General features: G+C 61.6%; 10 protein-coding genes and 1 pseudogene. 7 read left to right on the forward strand and 4 right to left on the reverse strand.

The features are described 5' to 3' along the window. The first annotated feature begins 69 nt into the window (after positions 1-69). Positions 70-2,556 carry a ligase-associated DNA damage response DEXH box helicase gene (locus LQ215_RS24535; RefSeq protein WP_230152967.1) on the forward strand — a complete coding sequence of 829 codons (2,487 nt, stop codon included), beginning with the start codon at positions 70-72 and terminating at the stop codon, positions 2,554-2,556. Beyond that, positions 2,556-3,212, forward strand: coding sequence for a ligase-associated DNA damage response endonuclease PdeM (gene pdeM, locus LQ215_RS24540; RefSeq protein ID WP_230152968.1), 657 nt, complete (start codon positions 2,556-2,558; stop codon positions 3,210-3,212). The genes LQ215_RS24535 and pdeM overlap by 1 nt, the downstream gene beginning before the upstream one ends. A 36-nt stretch (positions 3,213-3,248) precedes the next feature. Here pdeM and LQ215_RS24545 read toward each other — a convergent pair whose 3' ends face one another. Both LQ215_RS24545 and dcd read right to left on the reverse strand, forming a co-directional pair. Further along, positions 3,249-3,455: a hypothetical protein gene (locus LQ215_RS24545; RefSeq protein ID WP_003184748.1), complete on the reverse strand. Its 207-nt coding sequence runs from the start codon at positions 3,453-3,455 to the stop codon at positions 3,249-3,251. 102 nt (positions 3,456-3,557) lie between these two features. Next, positions 3,558-4,124, reverse strand: a complete 567-nt coding sequence (gene dcd / locus LQ215_RS24550; RefSeq protein ID WP_003184751.1) for a dCTP deaminase — start codon at positions 4,122-4,124, stop codon at positions 3,558-3,560. A 354-nt stretch (positions 4,125-4,478) separates the two neighbouring features. Between dcd and LQ215_RS24555 the strand changes: the two genes are divergently transcribed. Next, on the forward strand, positions 4,479-4,688 hold the full coding sequence (locus tag LQ215_RS24555) for a cold-shock protein (protein WP_002554837.1): 210 nt from the start codon (positions 4,479-4,481) through the stop codon (positions 4,686-4,688). A gap of 192 nt (positions 4,689-4,880) precedes the next feature. On the opposite strand, the gene LQ215_RS24560 is transcribed toward LQ215_RS24555, so the two are convergent. Next, complete coding sequence (locus LQ215_RS24560) at positions 4,881-5,888, reverse strand: DUF481 domain-containing protein (protein WP_230152969.1); 1,008 nt, start codon at positions 5,886-5,888, stop codon at positions 4,881-4,883. A gap of 166 nt (positions 5,889-6,054) precedes the next feature. On the opposite strand from LQ215_RS24560, the gene LQ215_RS24565 reads away from it, so the two are divergent. From LQ215_RS24565 to LQ215_RS24580, 4 genes are all read left to right on the forward strand, one after another. Beyond that, entirely contained in the window at positions 6,055-6,408 is a 354-nt protein-coding gene (locus LQ215_RS24565; protein ID WP_230152970.1) for an MGMT family protein, read from the forward strand. Between the two features lie 44 nt (positions 6,409-6,452). Continuing rightward, on the forward strand, positions 6,453-8,012 hold the full coding sequence (locus tag LQ215_RS24570; protein WP_230152971.1) for an AmpG family muropeptide MFS transporter: 1,560 nt from the start codon (positions 6,453-6,455) through the stop codon (positions 8,010-8,012). 129 nt (positions 8,013-8,141) lie between these two features. Next, entirely contained in the window at positions 8,142-9,857 is a 1,716-nt protein-coding gene (locus LQ215_RS24575; protein WP_230152972.1) for a proline--tRNA ligase, read from the forward strand. Positions 9,858-9,874: 17 nt separating this feature from the next. Then, positions 9,875-10,828 (forward strand): hypothetical protein, encoded by a 954-nt coding sequence (locus LQ215_RS24580; protein ID WP_014336852.1) that lies wholly within the window; start codon positions 9,875-9,877, stop codon positions 10,826-10,828. 157 nt (positions 10,829-10,985) lie between these two features. Here LQ215_RS24580 and LQ215_RS24585 read toward each other — a convergent pair. Then, positions 10,986-11,125: pseudogene (locus tag LQ215_RS24585) on the reverse strand (DNA polymerase IV); the annotation flags it as partial.

Below are 11,125 nucleotides of genomic sequence, written 5' to 3' on the forward strand. Positions count from 1 at the left end.
TCTTGCATAAAACCTTTCGCATCCCGCCGTGGTCACTGAAAGAAGACGTTCAGGGCGCACACGGCAGGCATGGCGACATCCAACAATTTTGCGAAACAGTGGTTCGATGCCCGCGGCTGGAAGCCGTTTGCCTTTCAGAAGCAGGTCTGGGCCGCGGTCAAGCGGGGGGAATCCGGGCTGTTGCATGCCAATACCGGTGCCGGCAAAACCTATGCCGTGTGGTTTGCCGCCCTCAACCGTTTCGCCCGAGCAGCACCGCCGCTGGATAAACCGCGCAAACGCAAGCCGCCGGCCGAACCACTGACGGTCCTGTGGATCACGCCGATGCGCGCATTGGCAGCCGACACCGGCAAAGCCCTCGAAGCGCCGCTGACAGACCTGCACCTGCCATGGAGCGTCGGCCTGCGCACCGGCGATACCAGCGCCAATGAACGCGCCCGCCAGGGCCGGCGCCTGCCCACCGCGCTGATCACCACCCCCGAAAGCCTGACCCTGATCCTCGCCCGGGCCGATGCGCACACTGCCGTCTCGACCCTGCGCATGGTCGTGGTGGATGAATGGCACGAGTTGCTCGGCAACAAACGTGGTGTGCAATTGCAACTGGCCCTGGCGCGCTTGCGGCGCTGGCATCCCGAACTCATCGTCTGGGGCGTGTCCGCGACCCTGGGCAACCAGGCCCACGCCGAGCAGGTATTGATCCCGCAAGGCAACGGGATCAGCGTGCGGGGGGCCGATGGCAAGCCGCTGCGGGTCGACACGCTGTTACCCCCGACCCTCGAACGTTTTCCGTGGGCCGGACACATTGGCCTGAAAATGTTGCCCCAAGTCGTTGCCGAAATCGACGCAAGCGGCAGTTGCCTGGTCTTCACCAACACCCGCGCACAATCGGAAATCTGGTATCAGGCGCTTCTTGAGGCGCGGCCCGATTGGGCCGGGCTGATCGCCCTGCACCATAGCTCGCTGTCGCGTGATACCCGGGATTGGGTGGAACAGGCATTGAAGGACGGCCAGCTCAAAGCGGTGGTCTGCACGTCCAGCCTGGACCTGGGGGTGGACTTCCTGCCGGTGGAACGGGTGCTGCAGATCGGCTCGGCCAAGGGCGTAGCACGGCTGATGCAACGGGCCGGGCGCTCCGGTCACGCACCAGGCCGGACCTCGCGGCTGACGCTGGTGCCGACCCACAGCCTGGAATTGATCGAGGCCGCCGCCGCGCAGGACGCCGTGGCCCAACGGCGCATCGAACCGCGCGAATCGCCCCACAAGCCGCTGGACGTCCTGGTGCAGCACTTGGTGAGCATGGCCTTGGGCGGCGGCTTCGTTCCCGAAGAACTGTTCGAGGAAGTGCGCGGTGCCTGGGCCTACCGCGACCTCAACCCGGCCGAATGGGCCTGGGCCCTGGCGTTTGTGCGCCATGGCGGCCTGTCATTGACTGCCTACCCCGATTACCGACGCGTCGAACCGGACGAACATGGGATCTGGCGAGTGCCTGACGCACGCCTGGCCCGCCGTCACCGCATGAGCATCGGCACCATCGTCAGCGATGCCAGCCTGCAATTGAAGTTCTGGAGCAAGGGTGGAGGCGGCAAGACCCTGGGCAGCGTAGAGGAAGGCTTCATCGCCCGCCTGCGCCCCGGTGACGGGTTCCTGTTCGCCGGGCGGTTGCTGGAATTGGTCCGGGTCGAAGACATGACCGCCTACGTGCGACGCAGCCAGGCCAAGAAGGCTGCTGTGCCGCGCTGGAACGGCGGGCGCATGCCGCTCTCCAGCGAACTGGCCGCCGCCGTCGTGGCCCGTTTGGGCGAAGCCGCCGCGGGCCGCTTCCAGGGGCCGGAGATGCATGCCGTGCAGCCCCTGCTCTTGACCCAACAACGCTGGTCCGGTTTGCCCACGCAAAACACATTGCTGGCCGAAGCCCTCAAGTCACGGGAAGGCTGGCACCTGTTCCTGTACCCGTTTGCCGGGCGTCAGGTGCATCTGGGGTTGGCGAGCCTGCTGGCCTGGCGTGTCAGCCGGCAACAGCCGCTGACGTTTTCCATTGCGGTCAACGACTACGGCCTGGAACTGCTCAGTGCCACGGCTGTGGATTGGTCGCAATACCTGACCCCGGGCCTGCTGAACGTCGATCATCTGCTGACCGACGTGCTCGCGAGCCTGAACGCCGGGGAATTGGCCCTCAGGCGCTTTCGCGAAATCGCCCGGATCGCCGGGCTGGTCTTCGCCGGTTACCCCGGTGCGCCGAAAAGCACCCGGCAGGTCCAGGCGTCCAGCGGATTGTTCTTCCAGGTGTTCAAGCAATACGACGCCGACAATCTCCTGCTGGCCCAGGCCGGGGAGGAAGTCTTGCGTGAAGAATTGGATATCCGTCGACTGGAGCAGACCTTGCAACGCCTCAATACCTTGAAGCTGGACCTGCACGTCATCAAGCGCCCCACCCCGCTCGGGTTTCCGCTGCTGGTGGAGCGGTTCCGGGAAAGCATGAGTTCGGAAAAACTCGCCGACCGCATCCGGCGGATGGTCAGCGAGCTGGAAAAAACCGCCGATCGCGGTGACGCCTGATGCCCGCGCCCTATCCCGTCAGCCTGGCCGGCGAAGAACTCTGGTTGCTCCCGGAAAAAGCCGTGTACTGGCCCGCCCAGGAAACCCTGATGGTGGCCGATGTTCATTTCGGCAAGGCCGCCGCCTATCGCAGCCTCGGGCAACCGGTGCCCCACGGCACCACCGCCAGCAACATCGCCGTACTGGATGCATTGCTGGCCAGCCTGGCGTGCCGACAGTTGATTTTTCTCGGGGATTTTCTCCACGGCCCCGGCTCTCATGCGCCCGGCACCTTGAAGGCACTTTCCGATTGGCGTGAGCGACATCCGCACCTGGCCATGACGCTGATTCGTGGCAACCACGACAAACGCGCCGGTGACCCACCGCCAGCGCTGAACATTCGCGTTGTACCGGAGCCGTTGCTCCTGGGGCCTTTTGCCGTGCAGCACGATCCGGTGCCACACCCCAGCCGCCATGTGCTGGCCGGTCATGTGCACCCGGTCTATCACCTGAGCGGCAAGGGCCGGCAACGCCTGCGCCTGGCCTGCTTCCGTCTGGGCAGTGAAATCAGCCTGCTGCCGGCCTTCGGCGCGTTCACGGGCGGCTATCGAGTCGAGCAAGACAGCGATTGCAGGATTTTTGTCATCGGCGATAACGAAATATGGCCCGTCAGCTGAAGCACTCTGTGCTATCGCTGGCGGGCCATCGTCTCATCAGGCAACCGGCGCAGGAGGCGGCTCGTCCGGCAGGGTAGGCTCGCCGGGTTCGGTAGGTTGTTCGTTGGGGGTATCGGGATCGGGCTGGCCAGGGATGCCGCCCGCCGCTTCGACAGGATGGGCCAGCAACGACCAGGCCATGACGCCGATCTGATTGGGCTCAAGCCTTGCCAGTTCGGCACTTATTCGCGGATCGATCTTCATAGAGCAACTCCTGAGCGAAGGCCCGCTGCGCTGACGCACAAAAACGGGCAGTACACGCAATAGAGTGTCTGCCCGCCCAGGAATTCCAACAGCTCGTCAGATTCAGGTACGCGGCAGCGTCACGCCGCGCTGGCCCTGGTACTTGCCGCCGCGATCCTTGTAGGAAACTTCACATTCTTCATCGGATTCCAGGAACAGCATCTGCGCCACACCCTCGTTGGCGTAGATTTTCGCCGGCAGGGTCGTGGTGTTGGAGAATTCCAGGGTCACGTGGCCTTCCCACTCGGGTTCCAGCGGCGTGACGTTGACGATGATGCCGCAACGGGCGTAGGTGCTCTTGCCCAGACAGATGGTCAGTACGTTGCGCGGAATACGGAAGTACTCGACGGTACGGGCCAGGGCGAAGGAGTTCGGCGGGATGATGCAAACGTCGCTCTTGACGTCGACGAAGCTCTTCTCGTCGAAGTTCTTCGGGTCGACGGTGGCCGAATTGATATTGGTGAACACCTTGAATTCGTCGGCGCAGCGCACGTCGTAGCCGTAGCTGGAGACGCCGAAGGAGATCAGCCGGTCGGCGCCTTCGCCACGCATCTGGCGTTCGACGAAGGGCTCGATCATGCCGTGCTCTTGCGCCATGCGGCGAATCCACTTGTCCGATTTGATGCTCATGGCGGTTTCCTGAAATAGCGAGGTGGAAAAAATACGTCCGGCATCTTACCGGGGCGCGGGGCCGGGTTCAAAGCGCGGTACGCAAATCTCGCCGATCCGCCTTGATTTCCGGGTCCTGCCGGCCATCGCCCGCGCCGTCAGTCACCAAATAAGAGAAACCTTCGCAAAGACCATTGGCACATTCTGGAAAAAGGGTTAAGGTGGCGCCACTGTGCTGCTTGTGTCACTGAGAATCTCTACACGATATGTTGAATTTCGATCCAACCATCTACAAGAATTTTTCCTGCTCTTTGCACTCAGTCTCGGCCAGGGTTCTTCCTGAGTCGCAGTTATCTTTGTTCAAGGAGTTACACCATGTCTAATCGCCAAACCGGTACCGTTAAGTGGTTCAACGATGAAAAAGGCTTCGGCTTCATCACCCCACAATCCGGTGACGACCTGTTCGTTCACTTCAAAGCTATCCAATCCGACGGCTTCAAAAGCCTGAAAGAAGGCCAACAGGTTTCTTTCATCGCTACCCGCGGTCAGAAAGGCATGCAAGCTGAAGAAGTTCAAGTTATCTAACTTGTCCTTGCTTTAGTAAAAGGCCCCGCCCTCAAAAGCGGGGCTTTTTTGTGCCTGTCAGTTTTTGCCGGCGCAAAAAAACTGTGGGAGCGAGCTTGCTCGCGATAGCGGCGCTTCAGTCAACATTCATATTGCTGACATACCGCTATCGCGAGCAAGCTCGCTCCCACAGAATTTGTTACTCGCCCGGGATTACCAGGTGACGCCAAATCCAGCCGTGTAGCGTGTCTTGCTCAGATCGCTGTCTTCGGTCCCTTCAATGACGTCCTTCTCAGCCTTGAGGTTGAGCGACGCCCAATCGGTAACCTTGTAGCGCAATCCCACTTCAGCGTCGTAGGCGTAATCCGCCACGTCGGACAGTGGCTTGCCCACTTCACCGTTGGTGAAGAACTCGACGCGCTTGCCAATCAAGTAGCGGTTGTAGTCCCATTTCATGGCGACGGAATAGAAGTTGTCCTTACCGCCGTCACGGTATTCATAGTCGGTGCGGTTCAACAGCGAACCCAGCGAGAACGCGCCCAGCTCGTCATCCCAGAACTGATAACCCGGACCGGTACCCACCACACGCTGGCGCGCCAGGTCTTCGACCTTGTCACGCTTGTAGTTCAGGCGGCCTTGCCAGAACCATTTGTCGGTTATGAACCGGTCGAGAGAATATTCCAAGCGCCAGTTATCGGTGGAAACCACGTCATCCTGGAATTCACGGTTGTATTCGCCTTCGGCAGTGTGCCGCCATCTGCCATGACGTGCCGAGGTCTTGAAGTCGACGTCATAATCGTCGGTATCGTTTTCCGCACGCTGGTAATCCAGCGCGGCATCGACATTGCCCTTCCACACCAAGTCCTCGACCACCGGCTTGGGCTTGAGGATCTGCTGGATACTGGCCAGGTCGACGGTCTTGGGCGCATCACCGTTGGCCAAGGTGACCTTGCCATCCTCGGCCGCATGCAGCGCCTTGGCTTTCTCGCCGGTATAAGCGTCCTGCTTGACCAAGAGTTGCTGATCACTTTCCAGGGTCTTGACCTGTTTCCAGTCGATGGGAATCGCGCCGGCGTAATCGGTCTGGATCAGCAACTTGCCGCCATCAAAAACGGTAATCTTGCCACTGAGTTTGTCCCCATTCTTCAACCAGACTGTGTCGGCAAGCAGGGGTGTGGAGGCACTGGCAACAGCCAGGCAAAGCAGGGTTCTAGACAACATAAGCGTATAAAGAGCTCAAGTTTGCGGTGAAAAGGCGGCATTATCCCCCGGGACGACACCTCAGCAAGGACTGACCAACGTATTTGTAATGAGTTCATTTCTCAACCAGCTTTACAGGACTTAACCTACAAACGGCCACACGCCCTCTTTTTTCGGACGCCTGAACGTGACTGATGCATCCCTGGATACCGAGAACGCCGCCCAAATCCGCCGCACCACCCTTTACCTGACCCTGGCACAGGTGCCAGCGGGCAAGGTGGTGACCTATGGCCAACTGGCTGATATGGCCGGCCTGGGCCGCGCGGCGCGCTGGGTTGGGCGGACCCTCAGCCAGTTGCCGAACGACACGAAACTGCCCTGGCATCGGGTATTGGGTGCCGGCGGTCGGATCAGCCTGCCGGCGGGCAGCGCCTCAGGGGATGAACAGCGCGCACGCCTGCGCATGGAAGGGATCAGTGTCCTGAACAATCGTGTTGATATTCAGCGCCATGGCTGGCGCCCGGTAGAGCACAGCGGTTAGAGTGCGCGCTTTGTTTTCGCAATTTTTGAGGCAGACTCCAGCCCATGCCCCGTAAAACCTGGCGCGCCGCCCTTGCCGCCTATGCCAGTCCCTCGACGCTCGTGCTGTTGCTGCTTGGCTTCGCTGCCGGCTTGCCGTACATGCTGGTGTTTTCCACGCTTTCGGTCTGGTTGCGCGAAGCCGGTGTGGCCCGCGAAACCATCGGCTACGCGAGCCTGATCGGCCTGGCATACGCCTTTAAATGGGTCTGGTCGCCGCTGCTCGACCAATGGCGCCTGCCGCTGCTGGGTAAACTCGGGCGTCGGCGTTCATGGCTGGTGCTCTCCCAGGGCCTGGTAATCCTCGGCCTGATCGGCATGGGTTTCTGCGACCCACAGAAACACCTGTCATGGTTGATCGCCATCGCCGTCATCGTAGCCTTCGCTTCTGCGACGCAGGACATTGCCGTCGACGCCTATCGCCTGGAGATCGCCGACGACACCCGCCAGGCCGCCCTCGCCGCCAGCTACATGTCCGGCTACCGCATCGCGGCGCTGCTGGCCACCGCTGGGGCCCTGTTCTTCGCCGAAGGATTTGGCTCCACCGGCTTCAGCTACAAACACTCGGCCTGGGCCGGCACCTACCTGCTGTTCGGCGTATTGATGGTCCCGGCGTTGCTCACCTCGCTGTTCATGCGCGAACCACCGGTGCCGCTGCGCACCCAATTGCAGGCCGGGCGCTACTCATTCGCCCATCAACTGGCGTCGGTGTTCGTGCTGATCGTGCTGCTGGTGTCTGTTCCGGCGATGTTCACCCAGCTCTACAACACCGACTTCGCCAGCGTGCTGTTCGAAGGCGTCAGCCTGCTCGACCTGCTGCTCGAAGACCGTGCGTTCCTGCGGGCCATCCTCTATATCATCCTGACCGCCCTGTGCCTGTCGGCCGTGGGGCGCCGCGGATTGGCGCCGGTGCTGACGCCGGTCAACGACTTCATCCTGCGTTACCGCTGGCAGGCCCTCCTGCTGCTTGGGCTGATCGCGACCTATCGGATGTCCGACACGGTCATGGGCGTCATGGCAAACGTGTTCTACATCGACCAGGGATTCACCAAGGACCAGATCGCCAGTGTCAGCAAGATCTTCGGGTTGATCATGACCCTCGTCGGTGCCGGCATGGGCGGCCTGCTGATCGTACGTTTCGGCATCCTGCCCATCCTGTTCATCGGCGGCGTCGCCTCGGCCGGCACCAATATCCTCTTCCTGATGCTCACCGACATGGGCGCCAACGTACAGATGCTGATTGTCACCATTTCCCTGGACAACTTCAGCTCCGGCCTGGCCACGTCAGCGTTCGTCGCCTACCTGTCGAGCCTGACCAACCTGAAATTCTCCGCCACCCAATACGCCCTGCTCAGCTCGATCATGCTGTTGTTGCCGCGCCTGATCGGCGGTTATTCAGGGGTGATGGTGGAGAAGTTCGGCTATCACAACTTCTTCCTGATCACCGCGTTGCTGGGCGTTCCGACCCTGCTGCTGATCGCCTTGCACTGGTTCCAGGAAAACCGTCGCCAGGGCTCGACGCCCACTGCGGAACCGACGCCCACCCGGCCTGCGGAAGAATCGTAGGAAACTTCAGAAAACGCCGGGGAAACCGGCGTTCGCACCGGGCGACCGGCCACGCGCCTGTACGCCAGGGCATCTCGCCCGTACAATGCTCCGTCACTTCTCGTCATCAGCAACCGACAACGGCCAACCATGCGCACCAGTCAATATTTGCTCGCCACACAGAAAGAAACGCCTTCCGACGCCGTCGTGATCAGCCACCAGTTGATGCTGCGTGCCGGCATGATCCGCAAACTCGCCTCGGGCCTGTACACCTGGCTGCCGATGGGCCTGCGGGTCATGCGCAAGGTCGAAGCCATCGTTCGCGAAGAGATGGACGCTGCCGGATCCCTGGAAGTGTTGATGCCGGGCACCCAACCGGCCGAGCTGTGGCAGGAATCGGGGCGCTGGGAAGAATACGGCCCTGAGCTGCTGCGCATCAAGGACCGTCACGGTCGCGACTTCTGTGCAGGCCCGACTCACGAAGAAGTGATCACCGACCTGATGCGCAACGAGTTGAGCAGCTACAAGCAGCTGCCGATCAACCTGTATCAGATCCAGACCAAATTCCGTGACGAAATCCGTCCACGCTTCGGCCTGATGCGCGGTCGCGAATTCATCATGAAGGATTCCTACTCGTTCCACGCCGACCTGGCTTCGCTACAGATCACCTACGACCGCATGCACCAGGCGTACTGCAACATTTTCACCCGCCTGGGCCTGAAATTCCGCCCGGTTGAAGCCGACAACGGCTCCATCGGCGGTGCCGGCTCCCACGAGTTCCACGTGCTGGCCGAGTCCGGCGAAGACGACATCGTCTTCAGCAATGGCTCCGACTACGCCGCCAACATCGAGAAAGCCGAAGCCGTGCCACGGGAAACCTCCCGCGCCGCGCCGACCGAAGAGTTGCGCCTGGTGGACACACCGAATGCCAAGACCATCGCCCAGTTGGTGGAAGGCTACAACCTGCCGATCGAGCGCACCATCAAGACCCTGATCGTACGGGCGGAAGAAGCCGGCAAGCTGATCGCGTTGATCGTCCGTGGCGACCACGAACTCAATGAAATCAAGGCCGCCAACCAGCCAGGCGTCGCCAGCCCGCTGGTCATGGCTACCGAAGCCGAGCTGCGCGACGCCATCGGCGCCGGTGCCGGCTCCCTCGGCCCGCTGAACCTGCCGCTGCCGATCATCATCGACCGCTCGGTGGAGTTGATGAGCGATTTCGCCATCGGCGCCAATCTCGACGACAAGCACTATTTCGGCGTGAACTGGGAGCGTGACCTGCCGGTACCAACCGTCGCGGACCTGCGCAACGTCGTGGCCGGCGACCCGAGCCCGGACGGCAAGGGCACCCTGGAAATCAAGCGGGGCATCGAAGTCGGGCACATCTTCCAGCTGGGCAACAAGTACAGCAAGGCGATGAAGTGCGAAGTGCTGGGCGAAAACGGCAAGCCGGTTACCCTGGAAATGGGTTGCTATGGCATCGGCGTTTCCCGCGTGGTGGCTGCCGCCATCGAGCAGAACAACGACGAGAAAGGCATCATCTGGAGCGACACGTTGGCGCCTTTCCAGATTGCCCTGGTGCCGCTGCGCTATGAAACCGACCTGGTGCGTGAAGCCACCGACAAGCTCTACGCCGAACTGACGGCCGCCGGCTTCGAAGTGCTGCTGGACGACCGCGACAAGAAAACCAGCCCCGGCATCAAGTTCGCGGACATGGAACTGATCGGCATCCCGCATCGGATCGTCGTCAGTGACCGTGGCCTGGCCGAAGGCAACCTGGAATACAAGAGCCGCACCGAGGCCGAGCCGCAAGCGCTGCCGGTCGCCGACGTGCTGTCGTTCCTCCAGGCCCGTATCCGCCGCTGACACCAGATAGAGACGTCATGTTCAAGCGAAACACCTTAGGCCTCGGTGGCGCCGCCCTGTGCGGCGCCCTGCTGGTCAGCGGCTGTGCCAACCAAATGTCGCAACGCAGCGAGCACGAAGAGCGGGTCGAGCGCAAATTGCTCGACCACAGCCTGCAGATCGATGTGGGCGAACCCAAGGTGCTCGACCTGCCGCAGCGCCGGGTGCGAATCAATGAGCAGAAGACCTTCGAAGTCACTGAATTCGAGGTCACTCGCCATTACGACCGCTACACGCCGTACCAACCCTGGCGGGAGATTTACGAGATCCCCTTGGGCGCGGTGGCCGTGGTGGCCGGTGTCGGCGCAAACGTGGTCAATGTGTTCGCCCTCGGCAACCTGCCGGACACCGTGACCCGTGACTGGATCAGCTACGGTTTCGCCGGGCTCAACCCGTTCATGAACGTCCCTTCCCATGGCCGCGCCCAGCAGAACCTGGCGGGCATCGACGAAGTCCAGCGCGACAAGCGTACGGAACACTCGAGCCTGCCTTGGAGCGAACGCCCGGTGGAGGTCAAGGCTGCCCGGCAGACCTTCGAGCTGAGCACCGACCGCAACGGCGTGCTGCGCTTGAACCTGCTGGAAAGCCCGTTCGCCGAGCAGGACCTGAGCCAGTTCGGCAAATTGCAGATCAGCGTGACCGATGCCCAAGACGAAGTGCACACCGACTCATCCCTGAGCATCAGCAGCACCTTGCGCAGCAAGCTGGTGGAAGCCCACGCCTTGATCTACGACGACCTGGAAGATGACGAGGTGAGCCAGTGGGTGCATCGAGTCAAGCGCCTGTCGGAGCTGGGTCTCGAAGAAGAAGCCAGCGAACTGGAACAGAGCCTGATCGAACTGACCCGCAACGATCCGGAGTTGCAGGCCGAGTTCATGAAAGCACTGACCAAGGACGGCGGGCGGTTGGTGGCGGATCCTGGCGCTAACTGAAACACCCTGTGGCAAGGAAAATTGTGTGAGGGCAACGCCTGTGGGAGCAAGGCTTGCCCGCGATGGCGGTCTCAAGGATGCCATCGCGAGCAAGCTTTGCTCCCACAGGATTTCCTTGCCACAAGGACCGCGCCAAGCAGGGCACTCATTGCCAGCCTCACCGCTCAAACAACTCCAACTGCTCAAACCCACCGCGCAAATCCTCCAGCCGCACCCCTATCCCCAATAAGCGCACTGGCTTGCCGCCCCGGTTGAACGCCTGGGTCAACAACAACTGGTAGCTGCCCAGGTCCCGCC

It is taken from the genome of Pseudomonas brassicacearum, from assembly GCF_918698105.1.
In the GTDB taxonomy this organism is placed as follows: domain Bacteria; phylum Pseudomonadota; class Gammaproteobacteria; order Pseudomonadales; family Pseudomonadaceae; genus Aquipseudomonas; species Aquipseudomonas brassicacearum_F.

Bases quoted from the DNA above. Each gene is read 5' to 3' on its own strand.
- LQ215_RS24535 (WP_230152967.1), top strand. From the start codon at position 70: ATGGCGACATCCAACAATTTTGCGAAACAGTGGTTCGATGCCCGCGGC.
- pdeM (WP_230152968.1), top strand. From the start codon at position 2,556: ATGCCCGCGCCCTATCCCGTCAGCCTGGCCGGCGAAGAACTCTGGTTG.
- LQ215_RS24545 (WP_003184748.1), bottom strand. From the start codon at position 3,455: ATGAAGATCGATCCGCGAATAAGTGCCGAACTGGCAAGGCTTGAGCCC.
- dcd (WP_003184751.1), bottom strand. From the start codon at position 4,124: ATGAGCATCAAATCGGACAAGTGGATTCGCCGCATGGCGCAAGAGCAC.
- LQ215_RS24555 (WP_002554837.1), top strand. From the start codon at position 4,479: ATGTCTAATCGCCAAACCGGTACCGTTAAGTGGTTCAACGATGAAAAA.
- LQ215_RS24560 (WP_230152969.1), bottom strand. From the start codon at position 5,888: ATGTTGTCTAGAACCCTGCTTTGCCTGGCTGTTGCCAGTGCCTCCACA.
- LQ215_RS24570 (WP_230152971.1), top strand. From the start codon at position 6,453: ATGCCCCGTAAAACCTGGCGCGCCGCCCTTGCCGCCTATGCCAGTCCC.
- LQ215_RS24575 (WP_230152972.1), top strand. From the start codon at position 8,142: ATGCGCACCAGTCAATATTTGCTCGCCACACAGAAAGAAACGCCTTCC.
- LQ215_RS24580 (WP_014336852.1), top strand. From the start codon at position 9,875: ATGTTCAAGCGAAACACCTTAGGCCTCGGTGGCGCCGCCCTGTGCGGC.